Genomic DNA, 20,061 nt, shown 5'->3' with positions numbered 1-20,061 from the left:
TGTGCCCAGGAGACCTCACATGCCTGACTTCTCTGGCTTGCCGCTGGTGATCGAGTCCAGCGACCTGCTTGGTCAACTGGATGCCGAGCACCTGATTGTGGTGGACCTCACCAGTGCCGCCCGCTACGCCGAAGGGCATATTCCCGGCGCGCATTTCGTTGACCCCAAACGCACCCAACTGGGCCAGCCACCGGCACCGGGCCTGCTGCCGGACAAGGCCGAACTGGAGAAGCTGTTCGGCGAACTGGGCCACACCCCGGACGCCACCTACGTGGTCTACGACGACGAAGGCGGCGGTTGGGCCGGGCGCTTCATCTGGCTGCTCGACGTGATCGGCCACCAGAAGTACCACTACCTCGATGGCGGCCTGCTGGCCTGGCTGGAAGCACACTACCCGCTGTCCACCGAGGCACCCGCCCCGGCTGGCGGCCCGGTCAGCCTCACACTGCACGACGGCCCCACCGCCACCCGCGAATACCTGCAAAGCCGCCTCGGCGCTGCCGATCTGGGCATCTGGGACGCACGCGGCCCGCTGGAGTATTCCGGCGAAAAGGTGCTGGCAGCCAAGGGCGGGCACATCCCCGGCGCCGTCAACTTCGAATGGACCGCCGGCATGGACAAGGCGCGCAACCTGCGCATTCGCCGCGACATGCCGCAGATCCTCGAAGACCTGGGGCTTACCCGCGACAAGGAAATCATCACCCACTGCCAGACTCACCACCGCTCTGGCTTCACCTACCTGGTGGCCAAGGCGCTCGGTTATCCGCGAGTCAAAGGTTATGCCGGTTCCTGGGGCGAATGGGGCAACCACCCCGACACCCCCGTTGAGATTTAAGGTTTAAGGACAGTTAATGAAAAAGCAGTTGTTTATCCTCAGCCAGTACTTGCTGCCGCACCACTTGCTGTCGCGCCTGGCCGGCTGCATTGCCGAGTGCCGTGTGCGCTGGTTCAAGAATGCCTTCACCACCTGGTTTGCCAAGCGCTATCAGGTGGACATGTCCCAGGCCCTGGTGGAAGACGTGACGGCCTACGAGCACTTCAACGCCTTCTTCACCCGTGCCTTGAAAGACGGCGCGCGCCCACTGGACCAGACGCCGGGCGCGGTGTTGAGCCCGGCCGACGGCGCGGTCAGCCAGCTTGGCCCAATCGAACACGGCCGGGTCTTCCAGGCCAAGGGCCACAGCTTCAGCGTGCTGGAGCTGCTGGGCGGTGACGCGGCCGTGGCTGCGCCGTTCATGGGCGGTGACTTCGCCACCGTGTACCTGTCACCCAAGGACTACCACCGGGTGCACATGCCACTGGCCGGCACCCTGCGCGAGATGGTCTACATTCCGGGGCGCATCTTCTCGGTGAACCAGACCACCGCCGAAAACGTGCCCGAGCTGTTTGCGCGTAACGAACGTGTTGCCTGCATTTTCGACACAGAGCGCGGCCCGATGGCGGTAGTGCTGGTCGGCGCGATGATTGTGGCGTCGATTGAGACCGTGTGGGCAGGCCTGGTTACGCCGCCCAAGCGTGAGCTGAAAACCTTCCGTTATGACGAAGCCGCGCGGGCGCCGATTCATTTGGAGAAAGGCGCTGAATTGGGCCGCTTCAAGCTGGGTTCGACGGCGATTGTGCTGTTTGGGCCCGACCAGGTGAAGTGGGCGCAGGAATTGGTGGCCGGCTCGCCGGTGCAGATGGGCCAGGGTATCGGCTCACCCAAAGCCTGACACCGCTCTGAATGTGGGAGGGCGCAAGCCCCCTCCCACATCTTTACTGCATGTCTGCAGTTGGAAACCGCTTAACCCTGCCCGTCGCGTTCGCGAAAGCCCAGCAGATACAACACCCCATCCAGCCCCAGCGTCGAAATCGCCTGTTTGGCCGACTGCTTCACCAACGGCTTGGCGCGGAACGCCACACCCAGGCCAGCAATTGCCAGCATCGGCAAGTCATTCGCGCCGTCGCCCACCGCAATGGTCTGTTCCAGTCGCAAACCTTCCTTGTGCGCCAACTCCCTGAGCAAATCAGCCTTGCGCTGCGCATCGACAATCGGCTCGACCGCCACGCCGGTCACTTTGCCGTCCTCCACTTCCAGCTCGTTGGCGAACACATAGTCGATGCCCAGCTTGACCTGCAATTGCCTGGCAAAGTAGGTGAAGCCGCCGGACAGGATCGCGGTCTTGTAGCCCAGTCGCTTGAGTTCGGCGAACAGGATTTCGGCGCCTTCGGTCAGGCGCAGCGAAGCGCCGATGGCGTCCAGCACGCTGACATCCAGCCCTTTGAGCAACGCCAGGCGCTCCTTGAAGCTGGCGCGAAAATCCAGCTCGCCGGCCATGGCACGCTCGGTGATGGCCGAGACCTGTTCGCCCACGCCGGCGGCCTTGGCCAGTTCGTCGATGACTTCGGCCTCGATCAGCGTGGAGTCCATGTCGAACACCGCCAGACGGCGGTTGCGCCGGTACAGCGAGTCTTCCTGGAAGGCGATATCGATATTCAATTCCTGCGCCGCACTGAGGAACTCAGCACGCAGGGCCTGCGGGTCGGCCGGTTCGCCGCGCACGGAGAACTCGATGCAGCCCTTGCCCAGGTCGGTCGACGTGTCCAGGGGCATGCGCCGCGACAGGCGGTCGATATGGTCGATATTCAAAGCGTGATGGGCGGTGATCGCGCTGACGCGCTGCAACTGCTCGGCCGTGACCTTGCGGCTCAGCAACGTAACGATGTGGCGCTTATCACGCTGGCCGTCCACCCAGTGCTGGTAGTCCGCTTCGGACAGCGGGGTAAAACGCACCTGTTGATCCAGTGTTTGCGCGGTAGACAGGATTTGCGTACGCAGGGACGCAGCCTGTTCTTCGCTCGGGATTTCCACCAGGATGCCGAACGACAGGGTGTCGTGAATCACGGCCTGGCCGATGTCGAGAATGTTCACACCACCCTGGGCCAGAACGCCGGTAATGGCCGCGGTAAGACCCGGGCGGTCAACGCCGGTGATGTTTATCAGGACAATTTCGCGCAAGGCGCACCCCCAGGCTGGAAAAAAACCGCATTCTACCCACTTTCAGTGACCATCGGGCACAGCGAGCGCTTTGCCGGTACAGGGCCTGTCGCTATACTGCGCGTCAACTTCACGGACCAAGAGCCGAGCGCAAGTGAACCGGCCCACGCCAGTAAAAACCGATAACTTCTTCCTGCTGATCTTCCGGGCACTGCGCCATCGCCGTGTGCCGATAGCATTACGCATCGCCAGCCATAACGTGATCCTGGTCGCTCTGGCCCTGGTGATCTACGCCTGCGTGATGGGCTTGCAGTTCAAGCAGGCCATGCACGAGCAGGCTGACGCCCTGGGCGAGAGCCTGACGACCCAGACCGCCACCTCGGCGACCGAGCTGCTGGTGTCCAACGACATCCTCAGCCTCAACGTGCTGCTCAACAACCTGACCAAGAACCCGCTGGTGGCCCACGCCGCCATCTACAGCGTGGACAACCGGATCATGGCCGAAGCCGGGCAACGCCCGAAGAACGGCCTGCTGGGCGAAGCCGAAGGTCTGTACCAGAGCAATATCACGTTTCAGGATGTGAAGGCCGGCCAGTTGCGCATCAGCCTGGACATGCAGCAATTCCAGCAGCCGATGACCATCAGCCTGCAAAGCATGGGCATCCTCAGCGCGATTCTGCTGGCGCTGGCGCTGGCCTTGAGCCTGCGCCTGGGGCGGCATATCTCCACGCCGTTGATGCAACTGCGCATCTGGCTGCGCGATATCGACGAGCACACCCCGGCCACCGACCGCCAGGATGAAATCGGCGACCTCGCGCGCCAGCTCCACGCAAGCTTTGCGCCGGAACCGGTGGTGCCCGAGGTTGAACCCGAGCCCGAATACGACGACACCGATTACGACGACGAACCCGAGTTTGAAGTACGCGACCTGCGCGACCCAGGCTTTGACGAAAGCGCCCCGGTCGCCAGCGCCAAACCAGCACCGCGCCAGGTGATCAGAGCCCAGGAAGACGAACTGGACGACGAAGACCCGTTCGCCGACCTGCGCGACACGTCGGCTGCCAGTCCTGCCGTGGCGCCAAAAGCGGCGGTGGTGAAAAACACCGAACCGCAGCACAGCGCCGTACTCGCCGTGCAACTGGGCTCTCAGGAGCAACTGCGCCGCCTGCCCCGCGCACGCCTGACCGAACTGCTGGAACGCTACCGCGATTGCCTCGATCAGGCTGCCTCGTTGTACCAGAGCGAGCTGCACACCCTGAACGACGGCAGCACGCTGATGCTGTTCCACAGCGAAGACAGCGGTGAGGACTACCTGACCAATGCCATTTGCTGCGGTGAGCTGCTGCGCGCCCTGGGGCATGAACTGCAGATCGAAGTGGCCGACAGCGGCATAACCCTGCAATTGCAGCTGGGCCTGACGGTCGGCGACGATCTGTTCGGCATGAGCCAGATCGACTTGCTGCTGACCGAAATCGCCCAGGATGCGCTGGCGCTGTCCCAGCACAGCCGCAACCTGCTGCTGGTGGAACGCAAGATCAGTGAAGACGGGCTGATCCGCCAGCGCGCGCGCATTCGCCCGATTGCCAGCCCTGAGGGAGCGAGCTGCGTGGAGCGGTTGATGGAGCCGTACCCATCGATGCTGGAGCGGCAGCTGGCGCGGATGCATGAGACCCGTAGCAAGCCCTGAACAACACGGTAAAACCACAATGTGGGAGGGGGGCTTGCTCCCGATAACGGTGTATCAGTCACCAATGAGTTGACTGACCGACTGCTATCGGGAGCAAGCCCCCTCTCACATTTGCCTGGGTGCCAGGACTTGAATCCTGGCCAAACAAAAGGCCCGCTTACTCAGCGGGCCTTTTTGTTGGAGCGGTTTTGGCTCAGAACCTGAACACTTCCATATCCGTACGAATCGGCGTGGCCATCGGCATCTTCGGCTTTTCCGGCGCGGCCGGCTTGGCCTGCGCGGGTGCTTGCCTGCGCGTGGCTTCGGCAATCGGCGGCTGGTTGGCCAATGGCTTGAGAGCCACCGACAACTGCTGCGCCAACTGCTGCAACAACACGCCCTGAGCCTGGACCTGGGACGCGGTGGTGCCGGCATGCTCTTCCTGCAGGTGCACGATGCGGTTATCGCGCACCTGACCACGGCGGTCGATCAAACGCCACTGCGCATCGAGGATCGCCGGCTGCGACTTGCCGGAGTCAAGCCGGGTGATGGTCAACAGCACCTGCACATCCGGGGTGAAGCCGGTGGGCGCAGGCGCCAGTACCACACGCTGGCTGTCGAGCTGACCGGCCACCTGGCGCAGCATCAACTGGTTGATGTCGGACGACAGGCTGCCCGCCCAACGACCGTCCAGGGAACCTTGCAGGCTGCCGTCGCTCTGACGTTGCAGCAGGGTTTCGCGTTGCAGGTAGTCGGCAACCACCACCGGACCCAGTAATACAGCCATGCCAGCAGTTTGTGCCGGCTGAGCTGGACTTCCGCTGTCCAGCTGGTACAGCGACACCGGCTGGTGCGTGCTGCAACCCGCCAGCCCCAATAGGCCAGCGAGCATCAAAAATAGAGGAAGGCGTGGAGCAGTCATCATCCCATCCAGGTGGCTGCCACAAGGCGAACCACAATGTAATACTAAAAATAACCTAAACACGCTCGGCCACGCCGGCGCTGGAAAGGCCATATCATCCGTGAATATGCGCCATGACTCCAGCGCCAAAGCACCGATCTACCGGTTAAATCGTAGATCAAGGGCTCTAAACCGCGTTAAACGGGCGTTTCCACAAGCAAAGCATCCACACGCTGGAAGCCACGTGGCAATTTGTTACCACGGCGACCGCGCTCCCCCTTGTAATGTTCCAGGTCGTCAGGGCGCAGCGACAACGTGCGCTTGCCGGCCTGGAGCACCAGGGTGGAACCTTCAGGGATCACCGCGATGTCGGTCACGTATTCTTCGCGACTGGCCACCCGCTCCCCTGGAATACCAATGATCTTGTTGCCCTTGCCTTTGCCCAACTGCGGCAGATCGCTGATCTTGAACACCAGCAGACGCCCTTCGGTGGTCACCGACGCCAGCCAGTTGCTTTCGCGATTGTCCACCGGACGCGGCAGAATCACCTTGGCGTTGTTCGGCAAGCTCAGCAGCGCCTTGCCCGCCTTGTTCTTGGCCTGCAGGTCTTCCCCCTTGACCACGAAACCGTAGCCGGCGTCGGACGCGATCACATACAGCGAGTCGTCATCGGGCAGCAGCACACACTCGAAATTCGCCCCCGGCGGCGGCGTCAGGCGCCCGGTCAGCGGCTCGCCCTGCCCGCGTGCAGACGGCAAGGTGTGGGCCGGCACCGAATAGCTGCGCCCGGTTGAGTCGATAAACACCGCAAACTGGTTGGAACGCCCGGCCGCAGCGGTCTTGAAGCCATCGCCGGCCTTGTAGGACAGGCCTGTAGCGTCAATATCATGCCCCTTGGCGGAACGAACCCAGCCCTTTTCCGACAAAACGACGGTAATTTTCTCGTTCGGCAACAGCTCGGTTTCTGTCAGGGCTTTGGCCTCGGCGCGCTCGACAATCGGCGAGCGGCGGTCGTCGCCGTAGGTTTCAGCGTCCTTGATCAGCTCGCTGCGCACCAGCTTCTTGAGCTTGGCTTCGCTGCCCAGCAGCGCTTGCAGCTTGGCCTGTTCCTTGAGCAGCGCATCCTGCTCGTCGCGCAGCTTCATTTCTTCCAGTCGCGCCAACTGGCGCAAGCGGGTGTCGAGGATGTAGTCGGCCTGGATCTCGCTCAGTTCGAAACGCGCGATCAGCTCGGCTTTCGGGTGCTCGGCGGTACGGATGATATGGATCACTTCATCCAGGTTGAGGTAGGCGATCAGCAAACCGTCCAACAGGTGCAGGCGGCGCTCGACCTTGTCGAGGCGGAATTGCAGACGGCGACGCACGGTCTGCACGCGGAACTCCAGCCATTCCACCAGCAGGTTGCGCAGGTTTTTCAGCTGCGGCTTGCCGTCCAGGCCGATGATGTTGACGTTGACCCGGTAGCTGGACTCCAGGTCGGTGCTGGCGAACAGATGCTGCATCAGCACTTCATGATCGACCCGGCTGTTGGTCGGGATGATCACGATGCGGCACGGGTTTTCGTGGTCGGACTCGTCACGCAGGTCGGCAACCTGCGGCAGTTTCGACGGCTTGGCCTGCATCAGCGCGGCAATCTGCTCCAGTACCTTGGCCCCGGAGACCTGATGCGGCAGCGCGGTGACAATAATGTCGCCGTCTTCGACGTGGTACACGGCGCGCATGCGCACCGAGCCCTTGCCGGTCTCGTACATCTTCAGCAGGTCGGCGCGCGGCGTGATGATTTCCGCTTCGGTCGGGTAGTCCGGGCCCTGAATATGCTCGCACAGCTGTTCGACCGTGGCCTTGGGCTCATCGAGCAGACGCACGCAGGCGGTGGCGACTTCGCGCAGGTTGTGCGGTGGCACGTCAGTGGCCATGCCGACCGCGATGCCAGTGGTGCCATTAAGCAGGATATTCGGCAAACGTGCCGGCAACACCAGCGGTTCGTCGAGGGTGCCGTCGAAGTTCGGCCCCCAGGTCGCCGTGCCCTGGCCCAACTCGCTGAGCAGCACTTCGGAATAGCGCGACAGGCGCGCTTCGGTGTAACGCATGGCCGCGAAGGACTTGGGATCATCCGGCGCCCCCCAGTTGCCCTGGCCGTCCACCAACGTGTAGCGGTAGCTGAACGGCTGGGCCATCAGCACCATCGCCTCATAGCACGCCGAGTCGCCGTGGGGGTGGAACTTGCCGAGCACGTCACCGACGGTACGCGCCGACTTCTTGTGCTTGGAATCGGCGTCCAGGCCCAACTCGCTCATGGCGTAGATGATGCGACGCTGCACGGGCTTGAGGCCGTCGCCGATATGCGGCAAGGCCCGGTCCATGATCACGTACATGGAGTAGTTGAGGTAGGCATTTTCGGTGAAGTCAGCCAGCGATCGGCGTTCTACGCCATCTAAGCTGTCTGCGAGGATGTCACTCATGCGGGCCTCATCATGGTCTGGTAAGGCGCGGTGGCAAGGCCACTGCGCCGGGTCAATTCAAGTGTTTGGTGGTTCATGGCTGGGCACTCCAGCCACCGGCCGGGGCGGCAAAACGGTAGACCACCGGGCGTTTTTCACCATCGGCGCGCGGGCCGAAGTTGTTGTCGATGCCCAACCAGGCACCGTCTTCGTCAATTACCAGGGCTTCGGCCAGGCCATAGGGCTGGGCGTAGCGCCGCTCGGGCTTGAGGGTTTCGTCGGCAAACGACCAGCACAGCTCGACCTTGGCCGTAACCGCGTCACGCCGGCAGATCTGGAACGCATTGCGCTCAAGGGTGAACAGCTTGCCCTTGAACAGCGCCAGGTCGGCAAAATCCCTGGACACCGCCTTCGCGTTGGTGAACTGGGCCGGCTGCACTTCCTGGCCGGCTTCGCTGAGCAACACGCAGGCGCCGTCACAGTCCCACAGGCTATGCGGGCGCTTGATGGACATCAGCCCGCGCCGCTCACGCTCGGCGGCGAGCCAGATCTGGTTGCCCTCGGGGTTCACCGCCAGGCCTTCAAACAGCGCATTGAAGTGCAGCAACATGCCGCTGGCCCGCGCTTCGCGCACCATGCGCGGGGCGATCTGCAGCCATTGCGGCGCACCTTCCACCGGCACCTGCAGCACCGCCGCATGGGCTTCGCTGACGATGTAGCGGTTACCTGCGGCATCACAGCTGATGCCTTCAAAATCCAGGTCGCCGCCGCGAATGAACGACGCCGCCGTGGTGCGCGAGCGCAAGCCCCAGGGCAAACCGGACTCGGGCACCGGCGGCACCTCGATCTTTACCGTTTCGGCCTGCCACACGGGCGCGCTGATATCCAGGCGATAGATCTGCTCGTCGTCGCGGTCGGACACCGTCCACAAATCCTTGCCGCACAGCGCCAGGCCCGACAGGTTACCGCCGCGCATGCCGTCCACGGCGTGTTCGGACACCAGTTTGAGCTCAGCCACGGGGGCGGCCAGTGCTTCGCTGGCCGCCAGCCCGCTCACCATCAGGATCGCCAGGGCGATGCCTGTGCGCATCAGCCCAGCACCTCGGCCAGGTTGCCCTTGGATTCCAGCCAGGCTTTGCGATCCGGAGCGCGTTTTTTTGCCAGCAACATGTCCATCATTTCCGACGTGCCGGCGAAGTCTTCCAGGGTCAACTGCACCAGACGCCGGGTGTTGGGGTCCATGGTGGTTTCGCGCAGTTGCGGCGGGTTCATTTCGCCCAGGCCCTTGAATCGCGTGACCTGTGGCTTGCCGCGCTTCTTCTCGGCCACCAGGCGGTCGAGGATGCCGTCGCGCTCGGCTTCGTCCAGTGCGTAGAAAATCTCCTTGCCCAGGTCGATGCGGTACAGCGGCGGCATGGCGACGTACACGTGACCGGCATCCACCAGCGGGCGGAAGTGCTGCACGAACAGCGCGCATAGCAGGGTGGCGATGTGCAGGCCATCGGAGTCGGCGTCGGCGAGGATGCAGATCTTGCCGTAGCGCAGCTGGCTCATGTCCGCCGCGCCCGGATCGACGCCGATGGCCACAGCGATGTTGTGCACTTCCTGGCTGGCGAGCACTTCGCTGCCATCGACTTCCCAGGTGTTGAGGATCTTGCCGCGCAACGGCAGGATCGCCTGGAATTCCTTGTCCCGCGCCTGCTTGGCCGAACCGCCGGCGGAGTCACCCTCCACCAGGAACAGCTCGGAGCGCATCGGGTCCTGCCCGGCGCAGTCGGCCAGCTTGCCGGGCAGTGCCGGGCCCTGGGTAATGCGCTTGCGCTCGACTTTCTTGCTGGCCTTGAGGCGACGGCCGGCGTTGTTGATCGCCAGTTCCGCCAGGGCCAGGCCCAGCTCCGGGTGTGCGTTGAGCCACAGGCTGAAGGCGTCCTTGACCACACCGGAAACAAACGCCGCCGCTTCACGGGACGACAGGCGCTCTTTGGTCTGCCCGGAAAACTGCGGTTCCTGCATTTTCATCGACAGCACGAACGCGATGCGCTCCCACACGTCTTCCGGCGCCAGCTTTACACCGCGCGGCAGCAGGCTGCGGTACTCGCAGAATTCGCGCATGGCATCGAGCAGGCCCTGGCGCAACCCGTTGACGTGGGTGCCGCCCTGGGCCGTGGGGATCAGGTTGACGTAGCTTTCCTGCACGCTGTCGCCGCCTTCGGGCAGCCACAGCAGCGCCCAGTCGACCGCTTCCTTATTACCCGCCAGGCTGCCGCAGAACGGCTCGTTGGGCAGGCGCTCGAAGTCGCTGACGGAATCTTCCAGGTAGGAACGCAGGCCGTCTTCGTAATGCCATTCGACCTTCTCGCCGGTGCCTTTGTCTTCAAAAATGACCAGCAGGCCCGGGCACAGCACGGCCTTGGCCTTGAGCACGTGTTTGAGGCGGCTGATGGAGAATTTCGGCGAATCGAAGTATTTCGGGTCCGGCGCGAAGTACACGCTGGTGCCGGTGTTGCGCTTGCCGACGGTGCCGACCACTTGCAACTCGGTGGCTTTGTAGCCATCGGCAAAGGTCATTTCGTACTCGTTGCCGTCGCGCTTGACCTTGACCCTGACCTGCGTGGACAGGGCGTTGACCACCGAAATACCCACGCCGTGCAGGCCACCGGAGAACTGGTAGTTCTTGTTGGAGAACTTGCCACCGGCGTGCAGCTTGGTGAGGATCAGCTCGACGCCCGACACGCCCTCTTCGGGGTGAATGTCCACCGGCATGCCACGACCGTCGTCGGACACTTCCAGGGAGTGGTCGGCGTGGAGAATCACGTGCACCGACTTGGCGTGCCCGGCCAAGGCTTCGTCGACGCTGTTGTCGATGACTTCTTGGGCGAGGTGGTTCGGCCGACTGGTGTCGGTGTACATGCCGGGGCGTTTACGCACCGGGTCGAGGCCCGAGAGGACTTCGATGGCGTCTGCGTTATAAGAGCTAGCGCTGGGAGTGGCCATGGGGTCTCGTCTAGAGTCTTGCGATTAAAAAGTACCCTGGGATTTCACAATGCGCTGAAATCGAAGGATTGATACTGATCTGCACCGATGCCGGCAAAGCTGAGCAAGGCCGGCAATTGTCGGGCGAAGCCCTGGTAACCATGGTCGCCGCCGGCCTGGATGCGCAGGGCGCAGGCCCGGTAGTACTGCTGGGCGAGGCGATAATCCAGGGTTTCATCCCCGGTCTGCAACCACACCTGATAACGCGCAGCATCCTGAGGCGCCGGCACTTCCAGTTCGGCCAGCGCCGTGACGTGGTCGTGGGTCAGCTCCCAGGTTTCATCGGTATAGAGGTTCTTCTGGGTGCCCAGGTAACCGTCGAACATCCGATGGGGGCTGACCGCCGGGTTGACCAGCAGCGCCTTGAGGCCATGGCGTTCGGCAAGATGGGTTGCATAGTAGCCGCCGAGTGAGCTGCCGACCAGCAGTGGCCGACCCAGTTGGACAATGGTCTCCTCCAATTGAGGAATCGCCTTGCGCGGGTGGTGATGCAGGGCCGGCACGCGCAACTGATCGGTCAGGCCGAGGCTGTCCATCACGGTTTTCAGCTGGCGGGCCTTGTTGGACACCGGCGCGCTGTTGAAACCGTGGATATACAAGATCGAAGCGGACATGCCGGGGCTCTCCGTGACTCAGCCAAAGAGGCGCAGTTTACAGGGAATATGGGCAAACGAGGATCGAATGTGGGAGGGGCTTGCTCCCGATGGCGTTGCATCAGGGCGTACAGGTGCCGACTGATACAGCGCTATCGGGAGCAAGCCCCCTCCCCCCAATGTGTTTGGTGTTTGCAGCTTTTAATAACCGTTACTGCCGTAATCGACAGTAAACGCAAAGTCTGTGACACGCTCCACCCCGGTCTCCAACCGCCCGTCGGCATGCAGGCACAGCCAGCGATAACCCGGTGCCTGTTCGTTGACCGCAAAATCCTCGCTGCCCGGCGTGAACTGGATGCAGGTGGACGGCGATGCCAGGAGCCGCACGCCGTTACGCACTTGATCGATCTCCTGATGCACATGCCCCCACAGCACCGCCCTCACCTGGGGGAAGCGGTCGAGCACGGCAAACAGCGCTTCCGGATTGCGCAAACCAATGGGCTCCATCCACGCGCAGCCAATGGGCACCGGATGATGGTGAAAACACACCAGGTGATGTTGATCAGGCGCTTCGCTCAAGGCCTGGGCCAGCAGTTGCAGTTGCTGGTTCTCCAGGTAGCCCGGCACCGAGCCGGGCACGGCGGAATCGAGCAGTGTGATGCGCCAGTTGCCGACATCGACCACCGGTTCCAGCAGGTCACTGTTCACGGCGGCCTGGGTCATGACCTGTGGTTCGTCGTGGTTTCCTGGAATCCAGCGCGTCGGTGCGCCAAGCGGCGCGGTCATAGCGCGAAATTGCTGATACGACGCCAGCGTGCCGTCCTGGGACAAATCTCCCGTGGCCAACACCAGATCGACACAGGGCTGCTGCTCGCGCACGAGCGCGATCACCCGATGCAGGCTGTCACGGGTATTCAAGCCCAGCAGCGCGCCATCGCTCTCGGCAAACAGATGGCTGTCGGACAGCTGCACCAGCAACGCAGCGTCAGGGTTCACAGTGGGTACGCGGGGCAAGGCGCTCTCCCTGGCGATCACAGTCATGGATAGGTGTGGCGATTATGCTGAAGCGGGGTCTAGCGCACCACTTCGAACTCATGGCCCAGGGCCAGGCAATGGCTCAACCACTCGCCGAGGAACACATTGAGCTGTGCTTTCTCATCGGGCTGGTGCATGAACACATTCGGGTAGGGATAGATGCTGCGAAAACGCCGCGCATGTTCGGCGCTGATCACCTCGGCCATGCGCGCATCGTGGTACACCTGCACCTCCAGCTGCGGCACCGGCAGCCACGGCAGGCTGTGCTCCTGGCGCACACGCAAGGTGGTGGTGTAGGGGCAGTTGACGATGACTTCCAGGGCCAGCACGCCGAGCATCTGGTCGCCATGGGTCACCCCGATGCGCCGCGCCTCGGGGGCGTGGCGCATATCGGGAAGCAGGCGCATCAGCCGCGCATAGTTGGCCTCGCAGGCCGCCTGCAACCCGATCAGATCAACGCGATAGCGTTCCCGTGCCTTTACTGCCATAACCCCCTCACTTCCGCGCGGTTCAGCGCGAGCCACTGCAGGGCGATAATGCTGGCTGCGTTGGAAATTCTGCCGTCGCGCACGGCTTGCAGGGCGTCTTCGAATGCCCACACCGTGACGCGGATATCTTCTGCCTCTTCTTCCAGTCCATGGACGCCACCGGCTCCCGCGCTGTCGCAACGACCCAGGAACAGGTGCACAAATTCGGTACTGCCACCGGGCGACGGGAAATACTTGGTGATCGGCCACAGCGCGGAGAACGTCAGCCCAGCTTCCTCCTCGGCCTCGCGGTGTGCAACCTCCTCCGGTTCTTCGTCCTTGTCGATCAGCCCGGCAACCATTTCCACCAGCCACGGGTTACCGGTACGCCCCATGGCGCCGACGCGAAACTGCTCGATCAGCACCACTTCATCGCGTTGCGGGTCGTAGGGCAGCACGCAGACAGCATCGTGACGCACGAACACTTCGCGGTTGATCACTCGGCTCATGCCGCCATCGAATTTTTCGTGGCGCAGTTGCACGCGGTCGAGCTTGTAGAAGCCTTTATAGGCATTGTCGCGCTGAACGATTTCGATTGTGCTCGGCGTCGATTTCGCAATGTCCGTCATGTCCCATCCTCGATAAGCCTGCGCAATGGGCGCCATCCTAACGCGCTCCTGCCCTCGGATGCAGCCCCTTTCCAGTTGCCGGGATAGACGGCTGGCGTCAAACTCACTCTAATCAGCTTAGTGGCGAACTGACTGCCTTGCCGGTAGTCGAAGCTCCACGAATTTCGCTCTTATCGACGGAAGAAGACCTTACATGTCGCTCTTGAAAATCGCCTCCGTGGCGTGTATCGCATTGACCCTCGGCGCCTGCCAGAGCCTGTTCCAGCCCGCGTGGCACACACCTCTGGAAGCGACCCGCGACACCAGCGAGCAAAGCAAGCCGGGTTGCACCAGCGCCGATTGCCCGCTGGTGAATATCGACACCGTGCATTTTGCCAAAGAGCCCAAGCTGGACGCGCTGATCGAACAGCGCCTGCTGGAAATGACTCAAACCAACGCCAGCGACCCGCTGCCGACCAGCCTGGACACCTACCGCGAACAATTCCTGAAGACCGCCGCCCCACGCAACAGCATGTACTTGCAGGCCAAGGTACGCGAGCAGCATGACGGCTTGGTGATCATCGAACTGTCCAGCTACCTGGACCAGGGCGCCACCCACGGCGAACCCGGCCGTGCCTTCATCAACTATTCGCGCCAGCAGCAAAAGGCCCTCTCGCTCACCGATATGCTGTTGCCCGGCAAGGAAGAGGCCTTCTGGAAAGCCGCCCAGGTGGCGCACAACAGCTGGCTGATCAGCACGCGCCTGAGCCTGGAGCCGGAGTTCGTGAAGAAATACCCCTTCCAGAAAACCCCGAACGTGGCGCTGACCTATGGCGGTGTGATCCTCAAGTACCCCACCAGCACCATCGCGCCGTACGCCCTGGGCCACGTCGAGTTGCAGATCCCCTACTCGCGCCTGGAAGGCATCCTCAAGCCTGAGCTGGTGCCCGCACGCCGCTGAAGGCTCGAACCAGGACAAATTGCAACATCCCTGCCAGCACCAGCGCCGGCAGGGTTGCGCCGATGTCCGGATACAGGTTGGCCAGCAAGTGGTAAGTGGCAATGCCCCCCAGCCAGGCCACTAATGCCGGCCAACGCAACCCAACGACCGCTCCCTGGCCGCGACGGCGCAGGATGAAGTGATCCACCAGCACCACGCCAAACAGCGGCGCAAACACCGAACCGATCAGCAGCAGGAAGTTCTGGTACTGGGCCAACGGCGCAACGCAAGCGATCAAGGTGCAGACCACCCCAATAGCCAGCGCCAGGTGCTCGACCTTCAAACGCACCAGCATCGCGCTGGACACCGCCGCCGAGTGAATATCGGCGAACGCGTTTTCCGACTCGTCCAACAGGATCAGCAGCAGCGGAATGCCAAGACCCGCTCCGGCCAACGCCAACAGCAATGCATTGACCTCACCGCTCGGCGCAAACGCCAGGGTGTAGGCCACGCCCAGGCTCATCAGCCAGACATTCCCGATAAAGAACCCCACCGCCGTACCACCGAACACGCTTTTCGCGCGTTTGCCGAAGCGTGAGTAATCGGCAATCAACGGCAGCCACGACAACGGCATGGCAATGGCGATATCAAAGCCCACCGCAAACGGCAGCGAACCATCACCGGGCCGAGCCCAGAGCGCGGCAAGGTCGGCCCTGGCGAACAGGTTCCAGGTCAGCCACAGGCAGGCGGCGAGCAACAGCCAGATGCCCCACTTGCGCAGCACCTGCCGCACGAAGGTCAGCGGGCCGCTCACCGCCAGCAGCGTCGCCAGGCCGCCGAAGAACAGGGTCCACAGCAGCGGGCTGGCGAACACACTGCCGTCGCTGAACGCCCGCGTGCCCAGCAGGCTGGCGGCGTCGCGCATCACGATGATTTCGAACGAGCCCCAGCCAATCAACTGCAACAGGTTGAGCAGCGCCGGCAGGCTCGCGCCTCGGCTGCCGAGGCTGAGCTTGAGCGCGGCCATGGCGGACAGGCCGGTGTCGCTGCCGATCACGCCGACGGCAGCCAGCAGCAACACGCCGACCAGGGTGCCGAGGAAGATCGCCAGCAATGATCCCGACAGACCGAGGCCAGGCGCCAATAACGCGCCGGTCTGCAGGACCATCAGGCCGATGCCGAGGGAGAACCACAGGGAGAACAGGTCGCGGGCGCCGAAGACGCGTTTGTCGGCGGGCACGGCGATGTCGGGGGAATAGGTGCTGGGTTGAATGTTCAAGGGAGATTGTCTCTGAGAGGCACTTGTTGTGTTCAAGAGGGTTATCGGGAGCAAGCCCCTCCCACAGTTGGCATGCATTCAACTGTGGGAGGGGCTTGCTCCCGATGAGGCCGGTACAGACCACTAAAATCCCGAATCAGACCTTTTTATACAGCTGACTGCCTTCCTGCTTGAACCGCTCCGCCTGCTCCGCCAAGCCTCTGGCCACGTCCACATCCACCGCTTCAATGCGCTGGTTGGCCGCGTACTCGCGCACTTCGTGGGTCACCTTCATCGAGCAGAACTTCGGCCCGCACATCGAGCAGAAGTGCGCGACCTTGGCCGACTCCTTGGGCAAGGTCTCGTCATGGAAGGCCCGCGCGGTGTCCGGGTCCAGGCCGAGGTTGAACTGGTCTTCCCAGCGGAACTCGAAGCGCGCCTTGCTCAAGGCGTTGTCGCGAATCTGCGCGCCCGGATGGCCCTTGGCCAAATCCGCCGCATGCGCCGCGATCTTGTAGGTAATGATCCCGGTTTTCACGTCATCCTTGTTCGGCAAGCCCAGGTGTTCCTTGGGCGTGACGTAGCAGAGCATGGCGCAGCCGAACCAGCCGATCATCGCCGCGCCGATGCCGGAGGTGATGTGGTCGTAGCCCGGGGCAATGTCGGTGGTCAGCGGGCCGAGGGTGTAGAACGGCGCCTCGTCGCAGCATTCGAGCTGTTTGTCCATGTTCTCCTTGATCAGCTGCATCGGCACGTGACCGGGGCCTTCGATCATGGTTTGCACGTCGTGCTTCCAGGCGATTTTGGTCAGTTCGCCGAGAGTTTCCAGCTCGCCGAATTGCGCGGCATCGTTGGCATCGGCCACCGAGCCCGGGCGCAGGCCGTCACCCAGGGAGAAACTGACGTCGTAGGCCTTCATGATTTCGCAGATTTCTTCGAAGTGCGTGTAGGCGAAGTTTTCCTTGTGGTGCGCCAGGCACCACTTGGCCATGATCGCCCCGCCCCGGCTGACGATGCCGGTAACCCGGTTGGCGGTCAGCGGCACGTAGCGCAGCAGCACACCGGCGTGGATGGTGAAGTAGTCGACGCCTTGCTCGGCCTGTTCGATCAGGGTATCGCGGAACAGCTCCCAGGTGAGCTCCTCGGCCATGCCGTCGACTTTTTCCAGGGCCTGGTAGATCGGCACAGTGCCAATCGGCACCGGCGAGTTGCGGATGATCCACTCGCGGGTTTCGTGAATGTGCTTGCCGGTGGACAAATCCATGATGTTGTCCGAGCCCCAGCGAATGCCCCAGGTCATCTTCGCCACTTCTTCCTCGATGGACGAGCCGAGGGCGCTGTTGCCGATATTACCGTTGATCTTCACCAGGAAGTTACGGCCGATAATCATCGGCTCCAGCTCGGTGTGGTTGATGTTGGCCGGGATGATCGCGCGGCCGCGGGCGATTTCCTCGCGCACGAACTCAGGGGTAATGATCGTCGGAATGCTCGCGCCAAAGCTGTGCCCGGCGTGCTGCTGCTTGAGCAGGCCGGCGGCGCGGGCTTCTTCGAGCTTCATGTTTTCGCGGATGGCGACGTATTCCATCTCCGGCGTGATGATGCCCTTGCGCGCGTAGTGCATCTGGCTGACGTTGGCGCCGGCCTTGGCGCGGCGCGGGTTCTGCAGGTGGGCGAAGCGCAGGTAGGCGAGGTCCGGGTTATCCAGGCGTTCCTGGCCGTAGCGGGAGCTCAGGCAGCTCAGGCGCTCGGTGTCGCCGCGTTCTTCGATCCACGGCGAGCGCACATCGGCCAGGCCTTTGCGCACGTCGATAATGACAGTGGGGTCGGTGTAAGGGCCGGACGTGTCGTAGACCACCACCGGCGCGTTGATTTCGCCGCCGAATTCGGTGGGCGTCACGTCCAGGCTGATCTGGCGCATGGGCACGCGGATATCGGGGCGCGAGCCCTGCACGTAGATCTTCTGCGAGCGGGTAAACGGCTGCACGGAGCCGGAGTCGACCTTGGCCGATTCACTCAGGTGCACAGTATTTTTTGATTTTTGGCTTTGTAGTTCAGTGCTCATCACAGGCTCTCCAACTTATCCAGGCGGTGGATTGTTGTCGGAGCGAACCTGGGACGGATGGACGCACTGATAGCAGTGCTGTGCTTTGTGCACGAGGGCGTTCGATGGTCGAACAGCATCCCGGACGAAGCACAAGAGGACTCGCCGGGTGACGAGAAATCTTGTTCCCTACGCAGGCGTTAACCTGATCAGGTTCAACGGGATCCGGTATTTACCGATCTCAGCCTTCCAACAAGGCACCCCGACAAGAACGCGGCCAGTCTAGACCATGGCGTGGGCAAATTGCCAATAACGGTGGATCAAGCGTGATGAATGGCGTGATTGCAGGATTGTTGTGCCGAGGTCGCGCCACTACACTCCAGAGCGGCCTCAAGGCTTGACGCTCTACAAGCGCCACCGTAGCCTTGGGCGATTAATTATCAGCGTAATATTTATTCAGGGATCGCCTCATGCTGCGCAAACTCTCACTGGCCCTTGCCGTGTCTTGTGCGACCAATGGATGGGTCTGGGCAGCTGAAGCGCCCTTGTCCGTCAACACCGATCTGGTCAGCGTCTACCAGGAGGCGGTGAACAACAACGCCGACCTGGCCGCCGCCCGCGCCCAATATGGCGCGCAAAAGGAAGTGGTGCCCCAGGCCCGCGCCGGCTTGCTGCCCAACCTCTCGGCCGGTGCCGACAGCAATAATGTGCGCACCCAGCTCGACCAGCCGGCGGCCACCGTCAACCGCGACGCCCACTCCTGGCGCGCGACCCTGAGCCAGCCACTGTTTCGCGCCGACCGCTGGTTCCAGCTGCAGGCCGCCCATGCGGTCAACGAGCAGGCCTCGCTGCAACTCTCGGCGACCGAGCAGAACCTGATCCTGCAAAGTGCCGAAAGCTACTTTGCGGTGCTGCGCGCCCAGGACAACCTGGCCTCGACCAAGGCCGAAGAAAACGCCTTCAGGCGTCAGCTGGACCAGTCCAACGAACGCTTCGACGTGGGCCTGTCGGACAAGACCGACGTGCTGCAATCCCAGGCCAGCTACGACACGGCCCGCGCCAACCGCATCCTCGCCCAGCGCCAGGTCGACGACGCCTTCGAAGCGCTGATCACCCTGACCAACCGCCAGTACAACGCAATCCAGGGCATCGTCCACAGCCTGCCGGTGCTGCCGCCGATGCCGAACGACGCCAAGGCCTGGGTCGAAACTGCCGGCCGTCAGAACCTCAACCTGCTGGCCAGCAACTACGCCGTCACTGCCGCCGAAGAAACCCTGCGCCAGCGTAAGGCCGGCCACTTGCCCACGCTCGACGCGGTGGCGCAGTACGAAAAGGGTGACAACGACGCGTTGGGTTTCGGCAATCCGAACCAATTGCCGATTCCTTACGGCGGCGATGTGTCCCAACGCACCGTCGGCCTGCGCCTGAACATTCCGCTCTACAGCGGCGGCCTTACTAGCTCGCAGGTGCGCGAATCCTATTCGCGCCTGGACCAGTCCGAGCAACAGCGCGAGGGCCTGCGCCGCCAGGTGGTGGAAAACACGCGCAACCTGCACCGCGCGGTGAACACCGATGTGGAACAGGTGCAGGCGCGCCGCCAGTCGATCATCTCCAACCAGAGCGCGGTGGAGGCTACCGAAATCGGTTACCAGGTGGGGACGCGCAACATCGTCGACGTGCTGGACTCGCAGCGCCAGCTCTACGCGTCGGTGCGCAACTACAACAACAGCCGCTATGACTACATTCTCGACAACCTGCGCCTGAAGCAGGCCGCGGGCACCTTGAACCCGGGTGACCTGCAGGAGCTGACGCGCTACCTCAAGGCCGACTACAACCCGGACCGCGATTTCCTGCCACCGGACCTCGCCAAAGCCGCCGCCGAACAGCTCAAGGCCCGGCCCGGTAACTGAACATGTGAGAGGGGCTTGCCCCAATGCCGTTCAGCTAAGCGCAGAGTCCCTGTGGCGAGCAGGCTTGTCATGCGTTGGGCTGCGCAGCAGCCCCAAAACCAGGCGCTGAGCCCTATCAGGTACACCGCGTTTTGCTCGATTGGGGGCGCTTCGCACCCCAACGCGGGGCAAGCCCGCTCGCCACAATAAGC

At 62.8% G+C, this 20,061-nt stretch carries 16 protein-coding genes and 1 riboswitch; of the genes, 5 read left to right on the top strand and 11 right to left on the bottom strand.

Going from position 1 to position 20,061, the window contains the following annotated elements:
- Nucleotides 1-19: 19 nt before the first annotated feature.
- Together RHM60_RS19055 and asd are read left to right on the top strand one after the other, a co-directional pair.
- Nucleotides 20-835 (top strand): rhodanese-like domain-containing protein, encoded by an 816-nt coding sequence (locus tag RHM60_RS19055; protein ID WP_231422383.1) that lies wholly within the window; start codon nucleotides 20-22, stop codon nucleotides 833-835.
- Between the two features lie 16 nt (nucleotides 836-851).
- Entirely contained in the window at nucleotides 852-1,712 is an 861-nt protein-coding gene (asd, locus tag RHM60_RS19050; protein WP_209987864.1) for an archaetidylserine decarboxylase, read from the top strand.
- A gap of 71 nt (nucleotides 1,713-1,783) precedes the next feature.
- On the opposite strand, the gene serB is transcribed toward asd, so the two are convergent.
- Nucleotides 1,784-2,998, bottom strand: coding sequence for a phosphoserine phosphatase SerB (gene serB, locus RHM60_RS19045; protein ID WP_209987860.1), 1,215 nt, complete (start codon nucleotides 2,996-2,998; stop codon nucleotides 1,784-1,786).
- 133 nt (nucleotides 2,999-3,131) lie between these two features.
- Here serB and RHM60_RS19040 point away from each other — a divergent pair, with 133 nt between their 5' ends.
- Nucleotides 3,132-4,664, top strand: a complete 1,533-nt coding sequence (locus RHM60_RS19040) for an AhpA/YtjB family protein (RefSeq protein WP_209987857.1) — start codon at nucleotides 3,132-3,134, stop codon at nucleotides 4,662-4,664.
- 193 nt (nucleotides 4,665-4,857) lie between these two features.
- Here RHM60_RS19040 and RHM60_RS19035 read toward each other — a convergent pair whose 3' ends face one another.
- The 8 genes from RHM60_RS19035 to RHM60_RS19000 all read right to left on the bottom strand — a co-directional run bounded on the left by RHM60_RS19035 (nucleotide 4,858) and on the right by RHM60_RS19000 (nucleotide 13,742).
- Nucleotides 4,858-5,568 (bottom strand): PqiC family protein, encoded by a 711-nt coding sequence (locus RHM60_RS19035; protein WP_209987855.1) that lies wholly within the window; start codon nucleotides 5,566-5,568, stop codon nucleotides 4,858-4,860.
- A gap of 173 nt (nucleotides 5,569-5,741) precedes the next feature.
- The gene (gene parC / locus RHM60_RS19030; protein WP_209987852.1) at nucleotides 5,742-8,006 is read right to left on the bottom strand and encodes a DNA topoisomerase IV subunit A; all 2,265 of its coding nucleotides are present in this window, start codon (nucleotides 8,004-8,006) and stop codon (nucleotides 5,742-5,744) included.
- 73 nt (nucleotides 8,007-8,079) lie between these two features.
- Nucleotides 8,080-9,075 (bottom strand): esterase-like activity of phytase family protein, encoded by a 996-nt coding sequence (locus tag RHM60_RS19025; RefSeq protein ID WP_209987850.1) that lies wholly within the window; start codon nucleotides 9,073-9,075, stop codon nucleotides 8,080-8,082.
- Nucleotides 9,075-10,979: a DNA topoisomerase IV subunit B gene (gene parE, locus RHM60_RS19020; protein ID WP_057010231.1), complete on the bottom strand. Its 1,905-nt coding sequence runs from the start codon at nucleotides 10,977-10,979 to the stop codon at nucleotides 9,075-9,077. Before parE ends, RHM60_RS19025 begins: the two co-directional genes overlap by 1 nt.
- A gap of 44 nt (nucleotides 10,980-11,023) precedes the next feature.
- A complete protein-coding gene (locus RHM60_RS19015; protein ID WP_322212489.1) occupies nucleotides 11,024-11,632 on the bottom strand; it encodes a YqiA/YcfP family alpha/beta fold hydrolase in 609 nt (202 codons plus the stop codon).
- Nucleotides 11,633-11,812: 180 nt separating this feature from the next.
- Entirely contained in the window at nucleotides 11,813-12,625 is an 813-nt protein-coding gene (gene cpdA, locus RHM60_RS19010) for a 3',5'-cyclic-AMP phosphodiesterase (RefSeq protein ID WP_322212488.1), read from the bottom strand.
- A gap of 59 nt (nucleotides 12,626-12,684) precedes the next feature.
- Complete coding sequence (locus RHM60_RS19005) at nucleotides 12,685-13,134, bottom strand: DUF1249 domain-containing protein (RefSeq protein WP_003171323.1); 450 nt, start codon at nucleotides 13,132-13,134, stop codon at nucleotides 12,685-12,687.
- Entirely contained in the window at nucleotides 13,125-13,742 is a 618-nt protein-coding gene (locus RHM60_RS19000) for an NUDIX domain-containing protein (protein WP_322212487.1), read from the bottom strand. Before RHM60_RS19000 ends, RHM60_RS19005 begins: the two co-directional genes overlap by 10 nt.
- Before the next feature lie 193 nt (nucleotides 13,743-13,935).
- On the opposite strand from RHM60_RS19000, the gene RHM60_RS18995 reads away from it, so the two are divergent.
- Complete coding sequence (locus tag RHM60_RS18995; RefSeq protein WP_209987839.1) at nucleotides 13,936-14,682, top strand: RsiV family protein; 747 nt, start codon at nucleotides 13,936-13,938, stop codon at nucleotides 14,680-14,682.
- Here the strand turns inward: RHM60_RS18995 and cytX are convergent.
- A complete protein-coding gene (cytX, locus tag RHM60_RS18990) occupies nucleotides 14,651-15,940 on the bottom strand; it encodes a putative hydroxymethylpyrimidine transporter CytX (protein ID WP_322212486.1) in 1,290 nt (429 codons plus the stop codon). The two genes, RHM60_RS18995 and cytX, sit on opposite strands and share 32 nt — an antisense overlap.
- Nucleotides 15,941-16,076: 136 nt before the next feature.
- Nucleotides 16,077-17,981: a phosphomethylpyrimidine synthase ThiC gene (gene thiC, locus RHM60_RS18985; RefSeq protein ID WP_322212485.1), complete on the bottom strand. Its 1,905-nt coding sequence runs from the start codon at nucleotides 17,979-17,981 to the stop codon at nucleotides 16,077-16,079.
- A 148-nt stretch (nucleotides 17,982-18,129) separates the two neighbouring features.
- A riboswitch (TPP riboswitch) is annotated at nucleotides 18,130-18,235 on the bottom strand.
- A gap of 195 nt (nucleotides 18,236-18,430) precedes the next feature.
- Between thiC and RHM60_RS18980 the strand changes: the two genes are divergently transcribed.
- Complete coding sequence (locus tag RHM60_RS18980; RefSeq protein WP_209987831.1) at nucleotides 18,431-19,870, top strand: TolC family outer membrane protein; 1,440 nt, start codon at nucleotides 18,431-18,433, stop codon at nucleotides 19,868-19,870.
- Nucleotides 19,871-20,061: the final 191 nt, after the last annotated feature.

Origin of the sequence: Pseudomonas sp. MH9.3 (genome assembly GCF_034354675.1) — a bacterium.
In the GTDB taxonomy this organism is placed as follows: domain Bacteria; phylum Pseudomonadota; class Gammaproteobacteria; order Pseudomonadales; family Pseudomonadaceae; genus Aquipseudomonas.
This window is presented reverse-complemented; position numbering and strand designations above follow the sequence as displayed.